The 18499-nt window shown below is 72.0% G+C and carries 18 protein-coding genes; 8 read left to right on the top strand and 10 right to left on the bottom strand.

The annotated features are described in order from the left end of the window. The first annotated feature begins 137 nt into the window (after nucleotides 1–137). Entirely contained in the window at nucleotides 138–2825 is a 2688-nt protein-coding gene (locus NAG42_RS16165; protein WP_250031109.1) for an AAA family ATPase, read from the top strand. On the opposite strand, the gene NAG42_RS16160 is transcribed toward NAG42_RS16165, so the two are convergent. Together NAG42_RS16160 and NAG42_RS16155 are read right to left on the bottom strand one after the other, a co-directional pair. Next, nucleotides 2822–5836, bottom strand: coding sequence for an AAA family ATPase (locus NAG42_RS16160; protein ID WP_250031108.1), 3015 nt, complete (start codon nucleotides 5834–5836; stop codon nucleotides 2822–2824). The genes NAG42_RS16165 and NAG42_RS16160 overlap by 4 nt on opposite strands. Before the next feature lie 216 nt (nucleotides 5837–6052). Continuing rightward, nucleotides 6053–6685: an FMN-dependent NADH-azoreductase gene (locus NAG42_RS16155; RefSeq protein WP_250031107.1), complete on the bottom strand. Its 633-nt coding sequence runs from the start codon at nucleotides 6683–6685 to the stop codon at nucleotides 6053–6055. A gap of 88 nt (nucleotides 6686–6773) precedes the next feature. Here NAG42_RS16155 and NAG42_RS16150 point away from each other — a divergent pair, with 88 nt between their 5' ends. Beyond that, nucleotides 6774–7217 (top strand): MarR family winged helix-turn-helix transcriptional regulator, encoded by a 444-nt coding sequence (locus NAG42_RS16150; protein ID WP_250031106.1) that lies wholly within the window; start codon nucleotides 6774–6776, stop codon nucleotides 7215–7217. A 78-nt stretch (nucleotides 7218–7295) separates the two neighbouring features. On the opposite strand, the gene NAG42_RS16145 is transcribed toward NAG42_RS16150, so the two are convergent. Next, entirely contained in the window at nucleotides 7296–8861 is a 1566-nt protein-coding gene (locus tag NAG42_RS16145) for a pectate lyase family protein (protein ID WP_250031105.1), read from the bottom strand. A gap of 234 nt (nucleotides 8862–9095) precedes the next feature. Between NAG42_RS16145 and NAG42_RS16140 the strand changes: the two genes are divergently transcribed. After that, nucleotides 9096–9275 carry a hypothetical protein gene (locus NAG42_RS16140; RefSeq protein WP_250031104.1) on the top strand — a complete coding sequence of 60 codons (180 nt, stop codon included), beginning with the start codon at nucleotides 9096–9098 and terminating at the stop codon, nucleotides 9273–9275. A gap of 5 nt (nucleotides 9276–9280) precedes the next feature. On the opposite strand, the gene NAG42_RS16135 is transcribed toward NAG42_RS16140, so the two are convergent. After that, nucleotides 9281–10453 carry a spore photoproduct lyase family protein gene (locus NAG42_RS16135; protein WP_250031103.1) on the bottom strand — a complete coding sequence of 391 codons (1173 nt, stop codon included), beginning with the start codon at nucleotides 10451–10453 and terminating at the stop codon, nucleotides 9281–9283. Between the two features lie 233 nt (nucleotides 10454–10686). Here NAG42_RS16135 and NAG42_RS16130 point away from each other — a divergent pair, with 233 nt between their 5' ends. The 3 genes from NAG42_RS16130 to NAG42_RS16120 are packed head-to-tail and all read left to right on the top strand — an operon-like array spanning nucleotide 10687 to nucleotide 12601. Further along, a complete protein-coding gene (locus NAG42_RS16130; protein WP_250031102.1) occupies nucleotides 10687–11166 on the top strand; it encodes a glutathione peroxidase in 480 nt (159 codons plus the stop codon). A gap of 9 nt (nucleotides 11167–11175) precedes the next feature. Then, nucleotides 11176–12090: an AEC family transporter gene (locus tag NAG42_RS16125; RefSeq protein ID WP_250031101.1), complete on the top strand. Its 915-nt coding sequence runs from the start codon at nucleotides 11176–11178 to the stop codon at nucleotides 12088–12090. A gap of 28 nt (nucleotides 12091–12118) precedes the next feature. Further along, complete coding sequence (locus NAG42_RS16120) at nucleotides 12119–12601, top strand: flavin reductase family protein (protein WP_250031100.1); 483 nt, start codon at nucleotides 12119–12121, stop codon at nucleotides 12599–12601. 30 nt (nucleotides 12602–12631) lie between these two features. Here NAG42_RS16120 and NAG42_RS16115 read toward each other — a convergent pair whose 3' ends face one another. Further along, nucleotides 12632–12985: a VOC family protein gene (locus tag NAG42_RS16115; RefSeq protein ID WP_250031099.1), complete on the bottom strand. Its 354-nt coding sequence runs from the start codon at nucleotides 12983–12985 to the stop codon at nucleotides 12632–12634. Nucleotides 12986–13086: 101 nt separating this feature from the next. Here NAG42_RS16115 and NAG42_RS16110 point away from each other — a divergent pair, with 101 nt between their 5' ends. Together NAG42_RS16110 and NAG42_RS16105 are read left to right on the top strand one after the other, a co-directional pair. After that, nucleotides 13087–13809: a VOC family protein gene (locus tag NAG42_RS16110; RefSeq protein ID WP_250031098.1), complete on the top strand. Its 723-nt coding sequence runs from the start codon at nucleotides 13087–13089 to the stop codon at nucleotides 13807–13809. After that, nucleotides 13806–14414: a 4a-hydroxytetrahydrobiopterin dehydratase gene (locus NAG42_RS16105; RefSeq protein ID WP_250031097.1), complete on the top strand. Its 609-nt coding sequence runs from the start codon at nucleotides 13806–13808 to the stop codon at nucleotides 14412–14414. The genes NAG42_RS16110 and NAG42_RS16105 overlap by 4 nt, the downstream gene beginning before the upstream one ends. A 28-nt stretch (nucleotides 14415–14442) precedes the next feature. Here NAG42_RS16105 and NAG42_RS16100 read toward each other — a convergent pair whose 3' ends face one another. From NAG42_RS16100 to NAG42_RS16080, 5 genes are all read right to left on the bottom strand, one after another. Then, complete coding sequence (locus NAG42_RS16100; protein ID WP_250031096.1) at nucleotides 14443–15204, bottom strand: ABC transporter permease; 762 nt, start codon at nucleotides 15202–15204, stop codon at nucleotides 14443–14445. Continuing rightward, on the bottom strand, nucleotides 15201–15971 hold the full coding sequence (locus tag NAG42_RS16095; protein ID WP_250031095.1) for an ABC transporter ATP-binding protein: 771 nt from the start codon (nucleotides 15969–15971) through the stop codon (nucleotides 15201–15203). The genes NAG42_RS16100 and NAG42_RS16095 overlap by 4 nt, the downstream gene beginning before the upstream one ends. 11 nt (nucleotides 15972–15982) lie before the next feature. Next, on the bottom strand, nucleotides 15983–16825 hold the full coding sequence (locus NAG42_RS16090; RefSeq protein WP_250031094.1) for a DUF4097 family beta strand repeat-containing protein: 843 nt from the start codon (nucleotides 16823–16825) through the stop codon (nucleotides 15983–15985). A gap of 64 nt (nucleotides 16826–16889) precedes the next feature. After that, nucleotides 16890–17408: a ribbon-helix-helix protein, CopG family gene (locus NAG42_RS16085; RefSeq protein WP_250031093.1), complete on the bottom strand. Its 519-nt coding sequence runs from the start codon at nucleotides 17406–17408 to the stop codon at nucleotides 16890–16892. Between the two features lie 80 nt (nucleotides 17409–17488). Then, entirely contained in the window at nucleotides 17489–18487 is a 999-nt protein-coding gene (locus NAG42_RS16080) for a sugar-binding transcriptional regulator (RefSeq protein ID WP_250031092.1), read from the bottom strand. Nucleotides 18488–18499 lie beyond the last annotated feature (12 nt).

Below are 18499 nucleotides of genomic sequence, written 5' to 3'. Positions count from 1 at the left end.
CCCGGCAACCACGACGAGCCCCCCTCGGCGATCAGCACGATGATCGTAACCAGACCGGCAAGCTGTGACCGGCGGCACACGTGCGGTGGCCGATCCGGAGTTAGGATCTGGCAGCGCGGTCGGCGCGGGAGGCAGACATGGCTGCGGACGCTGATCGGGGACCCACCGGGCGGCTCGGTCGCCAAGCGGAGTGCGCGGCCCTCGACGGCCTTCTCGACGACGTCAGCGGCGGCCACGGCCGGGTGCTGGTCGTCCGGGGCGAGCAGGGCTGTGGCAAAAGCACCCTGCTGGCCTACACCGCTGAGCGCGCCGGCAAGTTCCAGGTGCTGCCGGTCTCCGGAGTGGAGTCCGAGCAGGAGATGCCGTACGGCGGTCTGCACCAGCTCTGTGCGCCGCTGCTGGTCCATCTGAGTCGCCTCCCCACCCCGCAGTGCGAGGCGCTCTCGGTCGTCTTCGGACTGAGCACCGGCCCGCCACCCGACCGGCTCCTGGTCGGCCTGGCCGTGCTCAACCTGCTCGCCGAGGCGGCCGCGGCCCAGCCGGTGCTCTGCCTCGTCGACGACGCCCAGTGGCTCGACAGCGCCTCGGCCTCCACCCTGTCGTTCGTCGCGCGCCGCCTCGCGGCCGAATCGGTCGGCTGTGTCTACGCCACCCGCGAGAACGGCGACGACATCCTGGCCGGGCTGCCCACGGTGTGGGTCCGCGGGCTGAACGACGCCGACGCCCGGGCGCTGTTGCGGCGCACCGTCCACGGCTTCATGGACGTGGCCGTCCTCGACCAGATCGTCGCCGAGAGCCACGGCAACCCGCTCGCGCTGCTCGAACTGCCCCGCACCTGGACCGCCACCGACCTGGCGGGTGGCTTCGGGCTGCCCGGGAGCCGATCGGTGGCCGGCCGGATCGAGCAGAGCTACGGCCGCCGCCTGAGCCGGCTGCCGGCCGGCACCCGCCTGCTCGTCCTGGCCGCCGCGGCCGACCCGCTCGGCGACCCGGGCCTGCTCGACCGGGCCGCCCACCGGCTCGGCGCCGACCCGGCCGAGCTGGCCCACGCGGTCGACGAGGGCCTGCTGGAGGTGCACCGGCGAGTGGTCTTCGCGCACCCGCTGATCCGCTCGGCGGCCTACCGGTATGCCGACGCCGGCGACCGCCACCGGGTGCACCACGCGCTGGCCGAGGCCACCGACGCCGCCGCCGACCCCGACCGGCGCGCCTGGCACCGGTCCCGGGCCGTGGCCGAACCCGACGAGCAGGTCGCCGCCGAGCTCGAGCAGTCGGCCGGCCGGGCCCGGTCGCGGGGCGGGCCGGCCGCCGCGGCGGCCTTCCTGAGCCGGTCGGCCGAGCTCACCCCCGACCCGGCCGAGCAGGTCCGCCGCGGCCTCGACGCCGCTTTCGCCAACCTGCGCGCGGGCGCCTTCGATCAGGCCCGCCGGCTGCTGATGCTGGCTGTCGCCGGGCCGGCCGATCCCTTGGCGCAGGCCCGGGCCGGCTTGCTGCGTGCCCGGCTGGCGTCCGCCGCCCGGGCCGGGAACGCGGTTCCGCTGCTGCTGGCGGCAGCCGGGAGCTTGGAGCGGCTCGACCCGGGCCTGTCCCGGCAGGCCTATCTGGACGCCCTGGTGGCCGCCCAGTCACCGGCCGGGCGCCGGCACGGTCCGGGTCTGGCCGAGGTGGCCCGCGCGGCCGCGCGCCGGCTCGACGCCGAGCCGGGCGTGGCCGATCTGCTGCTGAAGGCCTTCGGCGCGGTCACCGGCGACGACTACGAGACGGCGGCACCAGTGGTCCGCGAGGCTCTCACCGCCCTGCGCGACGGCGAGCCGTCGGCCCAGGAACTGGGGCAGGGTGCTTGGCTCGCGCTCGGTTTGTGGGCCGATCGGGACATGTACGAGCTCTCCGACCGCAACCTGCGCGCGGCCCGCACCACCGGCGCGTTGAGCGAGCTGCCACCGGCCCTCAACATCCGGGCCGCGACGCTGGTGCTCTTCGGCGAGCCGGCCGCGGCGGCATCATTGATCGAGGAGGCGCGATCGGTGCGCGCGGCCACCGGCGTGCCGGAAACCCCGTACGCCGCGCTGGTCCTGGCCGGTTGGCAGGGCCGCGACGGGCGGTCGCGCGACCTGATCGACGGCAGCGGCGCCCCGGCCGACTACGCCCGATCCGTGCTGGGCAACGGGCTCGGCCGCCACGACGAGGCCCTGGAGGCGGCCCGGCGGGCCTGGGACGAGCCCGGCGAGACCACCGCCGGCAACCAGGCGCTGCCCGAGCTCGTCGAGGCCGCCGTCCGGTGCGGCCGCGAGGATCTGGCCGAGGAGGCGCTGCGCGAGCTGACCCGTCGGGCCGAGGCCGGCGGCACCGACTGGGCCCTCGGCCTGGCCGCCGTCTCGCGGGCCCAACTGAGCCGGGACCCGGCCGATTTCCGGCGGGCCGTCGCTCTGCTGGGCCGCACCCGGGCCCGGCCCGCGCTGGCCCGCGCCCATCTGCTGCACGGCGAATGGCTGGGCCGCGACGGGCGGCGGGCCGAGGCCGGGCCTGAGCTGGCCCTGGCGTACGAGATGTTCACCACGATGGGCCTGGCCGGATTCGCCGAGCGGGCGCGCCGCGAGCTGCTCGCGTCCGGGGCGGCGGCCCCGCACCGGCAGGCCCGCATCCGCGAGGAGCTCACCACCCAGCAGGCCCAGATCGCCCAGATGGCCCGCGAGGGTCTGTCCAACCCGGAGATCGGCGCCAAGCTCTTCCTCAGCGCCCGCACCGTGGAATGGCACATGCGCAAGGTCTTCACCAAGCTGGGCATCAGCTCGCGGCGACAGCTGCGCGAGGCCCTGTCGCGCTAATTCGTCAGGGTCTGGCGCAGACGGCGGCGGTTGCCGACGCCGAGTTTCGAATAGATGCGCCGCAAGTGCCATTCGACCGTGCGCGGGCTGATGTAGAGGGCCGCGCCGATCTCCGGATTGGTCAGGCCCTCGGCCGCCAGGCGGGCGATGTGCGCCTCCTGCGCGGTGAGCTTGCCCGGCGCCTCGACCGTGCGCCGCCGGATGGTCTCGCCGGTGGCCTGCAACTCCCGGGCCGTGCGCCCGGCGAACGCGTCCGCGCCCATCGCGCCGAACGACTCGTGGGCCGCGCGCAACTGGACCCGGGCGTCGACCCGGCGGCCCTGGCGGCGCAGCCACTCGCCGTAGAGCAGCCGGGCGCGGGCAGCCTCCAGCGCCACCCCGGTGCGGTCGAGCCGCTCGATCGCCTCCCGGTGCAGCTCGTCGGCGCTGTCCTCGAGCAGCGCCCGGCGGCTCGCCTCGACGCCGAGCGCCCAATCGGTGCCGCTGGCCCGCGCCATCGACGACAGCTGCTCGCACGCGGCGGTCGCCGTGGCGGTGTCGCCGCTGTGCACCGCCGCCTCGACGAGCTCACCCAGCGACCACTGCGGCAGACCCAGCTCGTACGGGTCGGCCGCCGCTTCCCGGGCCGCCGCGACCGCCTCCGGGTAACGGCCGAGACCGTTGCACAGCACGGCCCGCGCCCACTGCGTCAGGTTGATGCCGACACCCTCACCCCGCGCGGTCACGTCGTCGAGGCAGGCCCGGATCATCGGCTCCGCCCGATCGGCCTGGCCCCGCACGGCCAGCAGACCGATTTCCCCGTACGGGGCCAGGCCGCTCCGGGTCGCCTCGGCCACCGACCGCCGTTCCTCGACCAGCGCGGCCGCCGCCCGCAGATCGCCGGTGAACAGCTCCACGATCGTGCGGGTGTCCAGGGCCAGCGGCAAGGCGCTGAGCGCGCCGGACGACCGGGCCGTGGCCAGGTGCCGCCGGGTCAGCTGATCCCAACCGGCGTCGTCCCACAGGGCACAGGCCGTCACCAGCGAGAGCCACTCCGAGCTCATCGCCTCCTGCATCGTCACCGGCTCGGTGACGAAGGCGCGGACGGCCCGGTGAAGCAGGGGAGCGGCCGCCGGATAGCCGTCGGTGAACAGCGTGGCCAGCCCGTCGAGCAGCAGATCGCTCTTGCGGGGCAGGGCCCAGACCACCGGGGGAGCGGCCCGCACCGCCGCGGCGACCTGCCGGGCCCCGGCGCCCGAGGCGAGACGCCCGGCGAACAGCGCCGCCGACATCGCGTCCAGATAGGCGTCCCGGGACAGCGACGGGTCGAGCGGCTCCAGGCGGCGCGCGGCGGTCAGCAGCAGTGGCAGGGCCTCGTTCCCGCGGTGGGCGGTGAACGAGATCCGGGCCCGCATCACCTCGACGCGGGCCTGCTCAGCCCGGCCCAGCGGTCTCGCCTCGGCCAGAGCCAGCACCGCGAGCGCGTCGTCGAACGCACCCGCGTGCGCCTTGACCTGGGCGGCGTCGAGCGAGCGGCGCACCCGCCGGACCGGGTCCGGGGTGAGCGCGGCGGCCTGATCGAGGAAGGCGGCCGCGGCGGCGATCCCACCGTGGACGGCGGCCCGGCCCGCGCACCGCTCGAGCTCGGCGGCGACGTCCTCGTCCGGTCCGACCGCGGCCCGCGCCCGGTGCCAGGCCCGCCGGTCGGCGTCGGTGCGCGGGTCGGTGGTCTCGGCCAGTGCCCGGTGGGCCTCGCGCCGTTCGGCGAGCCCGGCCGACCGGTAGAGGGCCGAGCGGACGAGCGGATGCCGGAACCGGACCTGGTAGCGGAACTCGGCTTCGTCGCGGAGTTCTGGTTTGTCGGGGGGCTGCGCTTCGTCGCGGGGCCGGACTTCGTTGCTGGGCTGCACTGTGCTGTGGGGCTGGGTTTTGCCGCTCGGCTGGGATTCAGTGTTGGGCTGGGTTTCAGTGTGGGGCTGGGTTTTGCCGGTGGGCTGGGCTTCAGTGCTGGGCCGTCTTTCCGCGCGGGGTTGCATTTCCGCGCGGGACTGATTTTCACTGCGGGACTGAGTTCCAGTGCGGGACTGGACTTCGGTGCGGAACGAGACGAGACCGGTCTGCTCGGCCGGGGCGGCCGCGTCGGGGCTGATGCCGAGGCGGACGGCGGCCAGCCACAGCAGAGCGGCGTCGCCGACCGGCTCGGCCGCCGCGAGCAGCAGGAGACGCCGGGTCTGGACCGGGAGCGAGGCCAGCTGCCGCAGGAACTCGCGCTCCAGGCGGTGCACCAGCGGGGTCGCCTCGGCGTCGGTCGCCCCACCGAAGGCCAGCTCGGCCCGGGACAACCCCCGCGGCAGCTCGAGCAGGGCCAGCGGGTTGCCGCGGCACTCGGCCAGGATCCGCTCGCGCACCCGGGGGTCGAGCCCGCCCGGCGCCGCCGAGTCGAGCAGGGCGGCGGCGTCGTCCTCGCCGAGGCCGCGCACGGTCATGGCGGGCAGGCCGTCGAAGGCGGTCGGATCCCGTACGGCGAGAACCAGCGCGACCGGCTCAGCCCCCAGCCGCCGGGCCACGAACTCGAGGGCCTGCGCGGACGCCTGGTCGAGCCACTGGGCGTCGTCGACCACGCAGATCAGCGGCTGCTCCTCGGCGATCTGGCTGAGCAGGGTCAGCGTGGCCAGCCCGACCACGAACGGGTCGGGCGCGGCACCCGAGAGCAGCCGGAAGGCCGTGCCGAGGGCCTGGCGCTGCGGCTCGGGCAGCTCGCCCAGCCGGTCCAGGTGCGGGCCGCAGAGCTGGTGCAGGGCGGCGAAGGGCAGCTCCATCTCGGACTCGACGCCGGCCGCCCGGGCCACCCGGCACCCGGTGGCCGCCTCGTCGAGCACGTCGAGCAGAGCCGTCTTGCCGATGCCGGCCTCACCCCGGACGACCAGAACCTGACTGTTGCCGCCCCGGACGGTGGTTACCACGCCGATCAGAGTCCTGCTCTCGTGCTGCCGCCCCAGCAGCCCGCCGTCGCCCATCGATGTTCCCCCCACGCCGCCGATCCCGAGCTTCAGCCTTGCCGACCGGCAAGATCGGTCGCGCCAGGGGAATACCCGGGTCGGCATGGCACGAGGTCACGGGATCGCTCTCACCCTAGGCCCGCCCCGCGCCGTTGTCAGCACCGTCACCGGCGGAGCCGTTCGCCCTCGCCGTCCGCGATGGCTCCGCTGGTCGAAGCCGCCGCTCCGCTGGTCGAGGTCAGGCGTCCACTACTGGAGGAAGAGCTTGGCCACGTCCCGGGCCTCGGCGTGGGCCAGGCGGCGGCCGGTGTCGGCGTCGGCGGTGGCCAGGTTGGGGCGGAAGTGGATGCTCCGGATGTCGTCGACGCCGGCCCAGCGCAGCCAGTTCTCCAGGTAGGGGGCCTGGAAGTCGGCACCGAAGGCGGGGCCGCGCTCGGGACCGTAGACGGCGCTGGTGTAGATCACGGCAGCGCGCTTGCCGCGCAGCAGCCCGCGGTAGCCGGCGGCCGGGTCGAAGCCGAAGACCAGGCCGGGCTGGCTGATGACGTCGATGAACTGCTTCAAGATGTACGGAACTCCGGCGTTCCACATCGGCACGCTGAACACGTACCGGTCGGCGGCGTCGAAGCGGCGGAACGAGCCGATCGCGGCCTGCCACGCCTCGGCGGCCGCGCCCCGGGGCTCCTCGCCGGCGAAGACGGCCATCTTGGCGGCGGCCGCGTCGGGGCCGAAGGCGGGGAGCGTGCCGTCCCACAGGTCGTACTCGTCGACGGGTGTCCGGGGCGACACCTCGCGGAGGGTGTCGAGGAAGGTGCTCGCGATCGCCCGGGACTCCGAGCGGGGGCCGCGGGGTGAGGCGGAGAGGTGCAGGACCTTGTTCATGGTGGCTGCCTTTCGATCGATAGTGCGTGCGCACGCACATTCTTACTCCGATGCGTGCGCACGCACAAGAAGTGGATAGGGTGGCGTGATGGGTGACACCGATGTGGCCGCTTGGGCGGCGTTGCTGCGGGTGCACGCGGCCCTGGTCCCGCGGATGGACAAGGAGCTCCAGGCGGCCTGCGGCTTGCCGTTCACCTGGTACGACGTGCTGCTCGAGCTGAACTCGGCGCCGGGCCGGCGGCTCAGCATGGGCGAGCTGGGTGAGAAGGCGGTGGTCAGCCGGACCCGGGTCAGCCGGGTGGTGGACCAGCTCGTCGAGGCCCGCCTGGTCAGCCGGGAGAGCAACCCGGACGATCGGCGTTCCGCGTACGCGGTGATCACCGAGGCCGGTCGTCAGCGGTTGCGAGCCGCCGCCCCCGTCTATCTGGGCGCGATCGAGCGGCATTTCACGTCGGTGATGACGGCGGCCGAGTCGCGTGCCGTGGCGAGGGCGCTGGAGAAAGTGGTCGCCTCGCAGGCTTCCGGCGGCTGAGTCAGGTCGCCGCCTTCGTCACCGAGAAGTCGGCAACGAAGGCGGCGAAGGCAGCGACGGCCGCTGTGGGAAGGAGATCTACGACGCGTACGTCTCGAACTCGGCGATCCGCGGGGCCGAGCTCGCACCGGTGATCTCGAAGGTGATCTTCTTCAGCGAGGTCGCGGCGAACGTGATGGTGCCCGATCCGCTACCAGTCTTCAGCACGGCGCCGGTGTCACCGTTGAGGACGCGGTAGGAGCCGACCGCGGCCGACACCTCCCGGATGGTGAGGCGGGAGACCGTGGTGGCCGCGCTCCACTTGATCGAGATGGAGCCGGTGGTGCCGCTGGGTGACCAGTACGTGCTCAGGCTGCCGTCCTTGACGTTGCCGTAGCTCGTGCCGCTCGCCTTGCTGGAACCGTCGGCGCCGCCGGACAGGCTCAGGTTGGTGCCGCTGGGCTGGGTCGGGCCGGGCGTGGTCGGGCCGGGCGTGGTCGGGCCGGGCGTGGTGGGCGCCGGGGTGGTCGGAGCCGGGGTGGTCGGGCCGGGGCCGGTCGTCGAGCAACTGCCCGTCGACGTGCGGATGCCGGTGTTGGCCCCGGCCGTCTGGCGCACGACGTCCGGCACGCAGGAGCCGCCGTCGAGCCGGTAGGAGTAGGGCACGCTCACGGTGGTGGTCGAGGTCAGGTTCGGGCCGGCCGGCTTGGTGTCGGTGCCGGGGCTCGACCAGGTCACGTTGTCGAGCACGTTGCCCGCGACCTGCCAGTACCCGGCCGCGTCGGTGTAGAAGGTGCCGAGCACGTCCTTCGAGTCCTCGAAGTAGTTGTTCTCGACCTTGGCCCGCGCGCCGGCCCGCGAGTTGATGCCCGACTCGTGCAGCTGGAAGTAGTAGTTGTTGTAGATGTGCGCGATGCCGCCGCGCAGCAACGGCGTACGGGAATCGATGTTCTCGTATCGGTTGTGGTGGAAGGTGACGAAGCCGTTGCTCGTGTCGCTCTCGCTGGAACCGATCAGCCCGCCCCGGCCCGAGTTCCGCAGGATGCTGTAGGACAACGTGACGTACTGGGTGTTGTCCTTCATGTCGAACAGGCCGTCGTAACCCTCCGACTCGCCGCCCGACGCCTCCAGGTTCACGTGGTCGACCCAGACGTTGCGCACCGTGCTCTCCATGCCGATGGCGTCACCGCCGTTGGAGGTGGGGGAGCCCGACTTCTTGACGTTCCGCACTGTCACGTTCTGGATGATGATGTTGCTGGAGTCGCGGATGTGGATGCCGAGCTGGTCGAAGACCGCGCCGCCGCCGACCCCGATGATCGTGACGTTGCTGATCTCCTTGAGCTCGATCTTGTCGGCCGCGGTGTTGCAGCTGCTGCCGGAGACCTTGGTCGTGTTGCCGTGGTTGATGGTGCCCGAGACCTCGATCGTGATCGGCGTGCTGCTGCTGGCCCGGCCGCACAGCGCCTGGTGGATCTGGGTGCCGGTGGTGGCCCGTACGGTCGCTCCGCCGTTGCCTCCGGTGGTGCCGCCATTGCTGCTGGCATAGCCGGTAGCGGTGCCGACCGCGGCCGCACTGGCCTGGGGGAGGGGGAGGGCGGCAACGATCGCCGCGCCGGCGGCTCCGGTCACCAGCGCCGCGAGGGCGTGTTTGGCTGGTCGTCTCATGGATTCGCTCCTTGTCGCATACAGGGCGCCGCCACTACGAACCGTTGCCTCGGGTCCGCGGCCGTCCGGGCCGCCGACCAGCCACCCACGCCGACTCGGCGATTCGTATGCAGGAAAGCGCTTACCACTGCGAGGATAGAAAGTCGTAAATGCCTATAGCAAGCGTTTGCAGTGTTTGCATCGGCATGGCTGTGCGCCGGACGGGTATTCCGGTGGTTGACGAAGGAGGCGGACATGAGTTCTCGCCCATCGAACGATCAGCCCGATTTCGAGCGCCCGGTCGACCTGACCGACCTGCCCGAGCGAGGGGACAAGCCGCAGCCGGGCCGGATCCCGGAGCACCACCCGGACGACTCCGGCCTGCCCGGGGACGTCCCCGGCCCCAGCGGCCCGGACACCCCGCGCCGCGAGTAGTTCGCTCAGGTCCAATAGAGGATGCGGCACTGTGGCAGCTGCGCGGCGATCTCCTGCTCGAACCAGCCGCGCAGCTCAGCCATCACGTCGGCCGGGTAGACGTACTTCACCGCGCCGAACTTGCCGTGCTTGCGGGAGCGGGACTCCTCGTCCATCTCCAGCCGGGTGCGCGGATACCAGCCAAGCAGCACTTCCTTGCTGCCCGGGGTGAACCGGTGCGTGATCAGCTCGGCCGTCAGGTCCAGATCCGGTACGCCGTCGACGGCCGCCGCGACGGCGTCGAGCAACTCGCCGTACCGGTCCCGCCAGTCGTCGACCGTCATGATCGGCGCAATCGTCAGCCCCACCGGGTAGCCGGCCAGTGCCAGCTTGCGCAGCGCCGCCGGCCGGTCGGCCAGCGGGCTCGTCCCACCCTCCATCCGGGTGGTCACCGGCAGGCAGTTGACGCTGAACCGCACCCGCGTCCGCCCCTGATGGGTCAGGCCGGCAAAGGAGTCGACGTCGCCGAACTTGGTGGTCCACCGCAGCTGGACCGGGGCCTCCCAGGCGCCGAAGTGCTCGACCGCCCGCTGCCAGCTGCCGGTCAGGTGGTCCAGCGCGAGCGGATCGGTGTAGCAGGACGCCTCGAACGTCGTCCCCTCGTCCCGCCGGGCGGCGCGCCGGGACGTGATGGTGCCCTGGCCGACGTACCCGGAAAGGTTGTCCAAGATGTCGTCGAGGTCGGCGTAGACCCGGGTGACCGGCGGGCCGGAGAGGGATCCGGCCAGGTAGCAGTACTGGCAGTGGGCGGGGCAGCCCTCGGCCAGGTCGAAGCGCCAGTCCGCACTGGGTGCAATCGGTTGCAGTTTCCGGCGCGAGGGCGGGCTGACCACGATGGCCAGCGTCGACTTGGCCCGGGCGTACGTCTGCCGGTCGTTCTCACCCCGGACGCCGGTCAGCCGGGCCGAGGTGAGCCGCTCGACCTCGATGCCGAGCGCCTCGATCCGCTTCATGATGCGCAGGCCGTGCGGATGGTCGTAGGCCGGTGGGGTGGCCACCACCCGTTTGGGGAACCACCGCCGCCCGGGCCGGGCCGGTGGGGCGACCTCACTCAGATCGTGCGTCGGCACCGTCTCGCCGCTGGCGCTGTGCGGCGCGGCCGGGTCGTCGAGGGCCAGGGGCACGTCCAGGTCGGTCACCCTCGCCCCATACCCCGGCCTGCGCGGATGTACCGTGACAACGGTCCAAGGCGTGTTTTGGAAGTGGAGCCGGGCTGCGGCGTGGCCCAGCCGCCGCCTGGCCGCACGCCGGAAAGGCCCGAAGACAACACCGGTATTCGGGCCTTTCCGGCGCACACCCAGACGACGCCTGGACCTCACCGCAGCTCGACCCCACTTCCAAAACACGCCTTTGATCAAGGAGCGGCACAGCGATGACGGCGATCCAGGACATCCCGCTGACGACCATCTCGGGCGGGACGAGCACGCTCGGCGACTACGCGGGGCAGGTGCTCCTCGTGGTGAACGTCGCCTCCAAGTGCGGCCTCACCCCGCAGTACGACGGTCTCGAGAAGCTGCACGAGCAGTACCGGGAGCAGGGCTTCGCGGTGCTCGGCTTCCCCGCCAACGACTTCGCCGGGCAGGAGCCGGGCAGCGACGAGGAGATCGCCGAGTTCTGCCGCAGCACGTTCGGGGTCGAGTTCCCGATGTTCTCCAAGATCACCGTCCTCGGGCCGGAGCGGCACCCGCTCTACGACGCCCTCGCCGGTGACCAGGCCGTGCAGTGGAATTTCGAGAAGTTCCTGATCTCCCGTACGGGCGGGCTCGTGGGCCGCTTCTCGCCGCAGGTGACACCCGGCGATCCGCAGGTGACGGGGGCCATCGAGCGGGAGCTCGCCGTCGCGCGGGGCTGACCCCGTCGGATGATCTCGGCGCTGTCCGGATTCGCGGTCATCGGGGTGATCGTGCTGGTCGGCTGGGTGGCCGGGCGGTGGGGCCGGCTGCCGGCCGAGACGCAGGCGGTGGGTGGGCGGCTCGCCTATCTGATCCTGACGCCGTGCCTGATCTTCAGCGGGGCCGCCGCCTCCGACCCGGGTGCGCTGTTCACGACACCGCTGCTGGTCTCGGCCGCGGCGGCCGTGCTGTGCTTCGGGCTGCACGCGCTGACGACCCGCGGGCGCGACCCGGGCACCCGCATCGTCGGGGCGCTTGCGGCCGGCTACACCAACGCGACGTACATCGGGGTGCCGGTGGCCGCGTACGTCCTGCGGGACACCGCGCTGGTCGTGCCGATCGTCATGCTGCAGCTGCTGATCATCACGCCGGTCGCGTTGACACTGCTGCAGTTCGTCACGACCGGTCACACCTCCTGGCGTACGACACTCACCGCGCCCCTGCGGGTGCCACTCACCGTGGCCGTCGCCCTCGGGGTGCTCTTCGCCGTGACCGGACTCGAGTTGCCCAGCGTGCTGGCCGAACCGGTCGACGCGATCGGCCAGGCCGCCGTACCGGTGGTGCTCCTGGTCTTCGGCATGTCGCTCTCCGGCCGCCGCGTGCTCGAGGCCGGCCCCGACCGCCTGCCCACGATCGCCGCCGTCGTCGCCAAGACCGCGGTCATGCCCGCGCTCGCCTTCGGGCTGGCCCTGGCCTTCGGGCTGACGCCGGCCCAGACGTACGCGGTGACGGTGCTCGCCGCCCTGCCGACCGCCCAGAACATCTTCCTGTACGCCCAGAGCTTCGGCACCGCCCTGATCCTGGCCCGCGACGCCATCTTCCTGTCCACGCTCGCGTGCGCGCCTGCCCTGCTGACGATCACCCTGCTGCACAGCTTGACTTGAAGTCAGCTTCACGTTCTACCGTCGGAGAGTGCCGCTGCCCGACGAGTTCAAGACCGCGTTCCGCCGCTACCCCACCGGCGTAGCCATCATCACCGCCGCCGGCCCGGTGGGCCTCACCGCCTCCAGCGTCGCCTCGGTGTCGGCCGACCCGCCCGCGCTGTCGTTCTCGGTGATGGCGTCCCCCTCGGCCCGGGCGATCCTCGAGGCCCCCAGCTTCGTGGTCAACCTGCTCGGCGCCGGTTCGGTGGCCCTGGCCGAGGCCTTCTCGGCCACCGGCGGCCCCCGCTTCACCCCCGGCCAGGCCTGGGACGTCCTGCCCACCGGCGAGCCGGTGCTGACCACCGCCACCGCCTCGCTGCGGGCCACCCCCCTCGACCGCGTCCCGGTCGGCACCTCGACGGTGGTCATCGCCCAGGTCCACGAGGTCCTGCTGGGCGACGCCACCGGCCACCTCGTTTACCACGACCGCGCCTACATCGAGACCCCGCTCAACGGTCACGCCAAGCACTGACCGGCGCGGACGATCAGGGCGGCGGCGCGATCATTCGGGGGCAGCCACCGGGGCGCCGCCGAGGCCGATCTCGTTGCCGTCGGGGTCGTGGAAGGTGGCCTTGCGGACGCCGTTGTCGTAGGTCTCGCGGACGGCCGGCTCCAATCCCCGCTCGGCGATGCCGGCCAGGCGGGTGTCGAAGTCGCTGACGAAGACGGTGTGCATCGCGTGGCCGGCGTGGTCCGGGCGCACCTCGATGAAGAGGTACCGGTGCTCGGCCAGCTCCCACACCGCCTCGGTGTCGTTCGGCAGGAAGGACGGCTCGGCCCCGAGGAACTGCTTGTACCAGGCCACGGCGACGGCGTAGTCGCGGACCGGCACGCCCGCGAAGAGGTCAACGGTCATGCCGCTCAGGTTAGAGGGCCCGGGCAGTATTCGCGTGCGGGCCGTGCGCCCGGCGCCTAGGCTCCGGGGACACTTCGGACTGCCGCAGGGAGCGCCGCGGGATGACTGTTCAGCTGTTCGCCGTCAGTTTCGGCGCGAGCCGGCCGGCCGAGCTGGCCCGGTTCTGGTCCGAGGTGCTGGGCCGCGAGATGGCCGACGACACCACGCTCGTGCCGCCGGACGATCCCGGTTTCCGGATCCGGTTCCGGCCCCTGCCAGAGCCCAAAACCGGGCCCAACCGGATGCACTTCGATCTGACCAGCCGGAGTCCCGAGCAGCAGCAGGAGACCGTGGCCAAGGCCCTGTCGCTCGGGGCGAAGCACATCGATGTCGGCCAGACGCCCGACGATCGGCATGTCGTGCTGGCCGACCCCGAGGGCAACGAGTTCTGCGTCATCGAGGCCGGTAACAACTTCCTGGCCGGCACCGGCTTCATCGGGGCGCTGTCGTGCGACGGCTCCCAGCGGGTGGGCTACTTCTGGAGCGAGGCGCTGGGCTGGCCGCTGGTCTGGGACCAGGACGAGGAGACCGCCATCCAGTCGCCGCGGGGTGGTTCCAAGATCTCCTGGGGTGGCCCGCCCTTCGCGGTCCGGACCGGCCGCGACCGGGTGCACTACGACCTCGCCCCACCCGCCGACGGCGACCAGCAGGCCGAGGCCGACCGCCTGGTCGCGCTGGGCGCGACCCTCGTGGACGATGCGGAAGGCGACGGCGACGACGGCACCCTGGTGCTGGCCGACCCCGACGGCGCCGAGTTCTGCCTCCTGACGCCCCGCCGCGCATGACCACGCCGGCCGAGTTCCACGCCGCCGGCGGCGTCGACGATTGGCGCGTCCTCTACCACGTGGTCTCGGCCCATTTCCGTACGCGTTCGTTCGCCGACGGTGTCGCCCTGGTCAACGAGATCAACGGGCTCGGCGCCGAGCGTCCGCCCCGGGTCGACCTGCGGGACGCCGGCGTGACCGTCACGATGACGACGCGCGACGTCGACCTGGCCCGGCAGATCTCGGCCGCGGCCCGGAAGCTCGGCCTCCCGCCCGATCCCGCCGCCGTCCAGCACATCCTCATCACCATCGACGCCCTGGCCGGGGCCGAGGTGCTGCCGTTCTGGCAGGCGCTGCTGGGTTACCAGCGGGTGGGTGACGACTTCGCCGGTGACCCGCGGGGCCGCGGCCCGGGTATTGCCATCCAGCACCTGGACGCGCCTCGCCCGCAGCGCAACCGTATCCATCTCGACGTGGCCGTCCCGCATGAACTGGCCGAGGCCCGGGTCGCCGCCGCGCTGGCCGCCGGCGGTCGTCTGGTCTCCGACGCCCACGCCCCGAAGTGGTGGACCCTGGCCGACGCCGAGGGCAACGAGGCTTGCGTGGCGACATGGCGAGGCCGCTGACGGCCTCGCCATGGTTGGTGCCGGATGTTCAGGCGATCTTGCGGCGGTAGGCCGCCAGGGCGACCACATAGGCGACCAGCAGGACGCCGACGCACCAGGCCAGCGCGGTCCAGATGTCGCTGCTGACCGGCTGCTGCTCGAACAACGCCCGGATCGTGTTGACGATCGAGGTCACCGGCTGGTTCTCGGCGAAGGCCCGCACCGGTCCCGGCATCGAGTCGGTCGGGACGAAGGCGGAGCTGACGAACGGCAGGAAGATGATCGGGTAGGAGAAGGCGGCCGCCCCGTCCTGGGTCTTGGCCGACAGCGCGGCGATCACCGCGATCCAGGTCAGGGCCAGCGTGAAGAGGACGAGCATCCCGGCCACGGCCAGCCAGGCGAGCACGCCGGCCGACGAGCGGAAACCCATGATCAGGGCGACCAGGACGATGACGGCGACCGAGATCGCGTTGGACACGACCGAGGTCAGCACGTGCCCCCACAACACCGAGGGGCGGGCGATCGGCATCGAGTGGAACCGTTCGAAGATGCCGCTCTTCAGGTCGTTGAAGAGCCGATAGGACGTGTACGCCACGCCGCTGCCGATCGCGATGAGCAGGATGCCCGGCAGCAGGTAGTTGACGTAGTTGTCGGTGCCGGTCTGGATGGCACCGCCGAACACGTAGACGAACAGCAGCATGAAGGCGATCGGCATGATCGTCACCGTGATGATGGTGTCCAGGCTGCGGGTGACGTGGCGCAACGAGCGCTTGAGCATGACACGCGCGTCGCTGATGGCATGGGTGCTCATCGGTGCCCCTCCTTGGTGCCGACGATGGCCAGGAAGATCTCTTCGAGGCTGGGCTGACGCTCGACGTACTCGACCTTCGCCGGGGGGAGCAGGCGCCTCAGGTCGGCCAGGGTGCCGGACACGATGATCGTGCCCTCGTGCAGGATGGCGATCCGGTCGGCCAGCTTCTCGGCCTCGTCGAGGTACTGCGTCGTCAGCAGGACGGTCGTGCCGCTGGTGGCGAGCTCCTTGACCATCCGCCACACCTCCAGGCGGGCCTCGGGGTCGAGACCCGTGGTCGGCTCGTCGAGGAAGATGACCGGCGGGTCGCCGATCAGGCTCATCGCGATGTCGAGCCGGCGGCGCATGCCTCCCGAGTACGTGCCCACCGGGCGACCGCCGGCGTCGCTCAGGCTGAACCGGGCGAGCAGGTCGTCCGCCACCTGGCCCGGCTTGCGCACCTGCCGCAGCTCGGCCACCATCACCAGGTTCTCCCGCCCGGTCAGGATCTCGTCCACCGCGGCGAACTGGCCGGTCAGGCTGATCGACTCGCGAACCTGGGCCGGCTGGGACCGGACGTCGAACCCGTCCACGGTCGCGGCGCCGTCATCCGGCTTGAGCAGGGTGGCGAGGATGCGCATGATCGTGGTCTTGCCGGCCCCGTTCGAGCCGAGCAGCGCGAAGATGCTGCCCCGGGCCACCTCGAAGTCGACGCCCTTGAGCACCTGAAGGTCTTTGTAGGACTTGCGGAGTCCGCGAACCGTGATCGCGGGGTCATGGGTTTGCATGAAGTGTCTCCTCAGACCAGCGAGCGGTGGACGGTGATGTCGCCGTAGGACGTGCGACCGCGTACCTCGACGGTCCGGTCCCCGCCGGGCCCCGAGGTGGTGTCCAGCTCGTTGCTGACCTGGCCGAAGCCGGAGGTCAGCTCGAGCCAGGCGGCGGTGCCCTCGGCGATGCCGATGTCGAGGTTGCCCGCGGCCGTGTGCAGGACGGCCGAGCCGCTGACCACCTCGCCGAGCCGGATGGCGCCGTTGGAGGTCTTCAGGTCGGCGCCGGCCCCGGCCCGGCCGACCTCGATGACGCCGTTGGCGTTGCGGACCCGGACGTCACCGCTGACCGCGTCGATCGCGGTGTCGCCGTTGGAGTTCTTGACCACCGCGGTCCCGTCGATCTCGCCGACCCGGATCTTGCCCGAGGCGGTGGAGATGTCGGCGGCGCCGGCGATCGCCCCGGCCACGATGTCGCCGAACCCGGTGTGCACCCGCAGCGGACCGGTGCGCTCGAGGGTGATGTCGCCGGTGGTCTTGAGCTTGCACTCACCGAGCGGCCCGGAGCTCTGGATCTTGCCCATCCAGAAGTGCGCGTCGACCTGGGAGCCGCTGGGCAGCTCGAGGATGACGGTGACCGACCGGCTCTTCCTGGAGAAGTCGAACAGCCGCTTGGGACCGGTGACCTTGAGCTCGCCGTGGGCGAAGTCGACCCGGACCTGGGCCGCCGCCTCCATATCGGACTCGTCGGCCGGGTCGCTCGGGCGGACCTCGATGACGGTGTCGGTGCGGTCGGTGGCGGTGACCCGCAGGTCGCCGACGCCGAGCTCGATAGTGACGGAAATCGATGTGGGTGTGTCGAAAACAGGCATGGTGGTCCCCTCGTGATGGGTCGGTGAGGCGTCCCCGCAGGTCAGGGACGTGGTGGTGGAGAGGTCAGCGCACCCAGCCGGTGAAGCGCTGGGCGCTGCGCTTGGCGTTGTCGCGGGCCTCGGGGCGGAGCTGACGATCGGACTGCTGGACGCCGGCGGCGGCCGCGCGGACCAGCCAGGCGTTGACCGAGCGCCCCTCCTTGGCCGCGGCCTCCTCGATCGCGGCTTTGAGCTGCTCGGGCATGCGCACATTGATCCGGGAGGCCGGGCCGTCCTCGCTGATCGGCAGATCCTGGTCGGCCCCGGTGGTCGAGGCCGGTGCCGCGTCCTCGGTCGCGGCCGGCGGCAGGGAGACGACGAACTCGGGGTCGCGGGCCCGCAGGCGCAGCTCGACCGAGCCCGGGGCCAGATCGCGGGTGATCTCGTCGGCCGCGGCCGACAGCGCTTCCAGCAGCGTCATCCTGATCGCCGACTCGAGCGAGCCGGTCAGGCGCTCGACCAGCGCACGCGCGTCCTCGCCGCCGGCTTCGGCGAGCGTCGCGAATTCCCGCCCGAGGTGGTTCACATACGTGGTCAAGTCCATGACGCCATCGTGGCACAGCAATGGCACCACGGCAAGAGTTCGTGGTGCCAAGTTGATGCCATCACGGCACCGCAGTGGTGTCAGAGGTCGACGAGGCTGCGCGCCACCTGCAGATCGGTGATCAGGACGTTGACCCAGCCACCGCGCAGGGCGGCCTTGATGGCCGTGCTCTTGCGCAGGCCACCGGCCACAGCGACCCGTCGCGGGATCTTGCGAAGGGTCTCGGCGCCGATGCCCAGGACGCGCTCGTCGAAGGCCGATTCGATGTGCTCGCCCGCCGCGTCGAAGAAGCGCATGCAGACGTCACCCACGGCGCCGGCCGACCGCAGGGCGGGCAGCTCACTCTCGGCGAACGCGTTGCCGCTCTCGCGCAGCAGCGGGCTGGGCTCGATGCTGCCCACGCCGACCAGCGCCATCGTCAGGTCCTCACAGGCCCGCAGCACCGGCTCGATGTTGGGATCGGTCACGAACATCTGCCGCATGTCACCCGAGGCCAGCAGCCCCGGTGCCGGCAGATAGACGGCCTGCGCCCCGGTCAGCGCCGAGAGCCGGCCGGTGATCCGGGTGGCCTGGGTCTGCGCGGTCACGTTGCCGACCCCGCCGAGCATCTGGACGACCTGGTCGGCCACCGGGGTCGGGCGTGGGTGCATGGCCTCGACCGTGGCCAGGATCGTCGAGCTCCACGACGAGACGCCGATCCGCTCGCCGCCCATCAGCGTCGTCTCCAGGTAGACCGCGGCCGCTGCGCCGAGCGCCCGCATCACGTGGCTCTCGTCGGCGTGGTCGTCGGTATCGGCCACGATCACCTCGGTGACGCCGTACGCCTGCTCGATCTGCTCCTCGAGCTCGGCGTAGACGCCGCGGGGAGCGATCACCGTCGTCCGTACGATGCCGAGCTCGACCGCGCGCTTGAGCAGCCGGGAGACGCGCGGCTGGGAGATGTGCAGCTGCGCCGCGATCTGCGGCTGGCGGATCCCGCGCTCGTGATACATCCGGGCGACCTTGGTCAGCAGCCGGATCTGGTCGGTCGCGACCTCGTCCAGGGCGGCCGTGCGGGCCGCCGGGTAGCGCTCTGCCACTCCATCCTCCCG

The organism is Paractinoplanes maris, from assembly GCF_023544465.1.
Taxonomy (GTDB): domain Bacteria; phylum Actinomycetota; class Actinomycetes; order Mycobacteriales; family Micromonosporaceae; genus Actinoplanes; species Actinoplanes maris.
Note: the sequence above shows the minus strand (reverse complement) of the source record. Positions and strands in the feature narration are given on the sequence as shown.

Bases quoted from the DNA above. Each gene is read 5' to 3' on its own strand.
- NAG42_RS16165 (WP_250031109.1), top strand. From the start codon at position 138: ATGGCTGCGGACGCTGATCGGGGACCCACCGGGCGGCTCGGTCGCCAA.
- NAG42_RS16155 (WP_250031107.1), bottom strand. From the start codon at position 6,685: ATGAACAAGGTCCTGCACCTCTCCGCCTCACCCCGCGGCCCCCGCTCG.
- NAG42_RS16150 (WP_250031106.1), top strand. From the start codon at position 6,774: ATGGGTGACACCGATGTGGCCGCTTGGGCGGCGTTGCTGCGGGTGCAC.
- NAG42_RS16145 (WP_250031105.1), bottom strand. From the start codon at position 8,861: ATGAGACGACCAGCCAAACACGCCCTCGCGGCGCTGGTGACCGGAGCC.
- NAG42_RS16140 (WP_250031104.1), top strand. From the start codon at position 9,096: ATGAGTTCTCGCCCATCGAACGATCAGCCCGATTTCGAGCGCCCGGTC.
- NAG42_RS16130 (WP_250031102.1), top strand. From the start codon at position 10,687: ATGACGGCGATCCAGGACATCCCGCTGACGACCATCTCGGGCGGGACG.
- NAG42_RS16125 (WP_250031101.1), top strand. From the start codon at position 11,176: ATGATCTCGGCGCTGTCCGGATTCGCGGTCATCGGGGTGATCGTGCTG.
- NAG42_RS16115 (WP_250031099.1), bottom strand. From the start codon at position 12,985: ATGACCGTTGACCTCTTCGCGGGCGTGCCGGTCCGCGACTACGCCGTC.
- NAG42_RS16110 (WP_250031098.1), top strand. From the start codon at position 13,087: ATGACTGTTCAGCTGTTCGCCGTCAGTTTCGGCGCGAGCCGGCCGGCC.
- NAG42_RS16105 (WP_250031097.1), top strand. From the start codon at position 13,806: ATGACCACGCCGGCCGAGTTCCACGCCGCCGGCGGCGTCGACGATTGG.
- NAG42_RS16100 (WP_250031096.1), bottom strand. From the start codon at position 15,204: ATGAGCACCCATGCCATCAGCGACGCGCGTGTCATGCTCAAGCGCTCG.
- NAG42_RS16095 (WP_250031095.1), bottom strand. From the start codon at position 15,971: ATGCAAACCCATGACCCCGCGATCACGGTTCGCGGACTCCGCAAGTCC.
- NAG42_RS16090 (WP_250031094.1), bottom strand. From the start codon at position 16,825: ATGCCTGTTTTCGACACACCCACATCGATTTCCGTCACTATCGAGCTC.
- NAG42_RS16085 (WP_250031093.1), bottom strand. From the start codon at position 17,408: ATGGACTTGACCACGTATGTGAACCACCTCGGGCGGGAATTCGCGACG.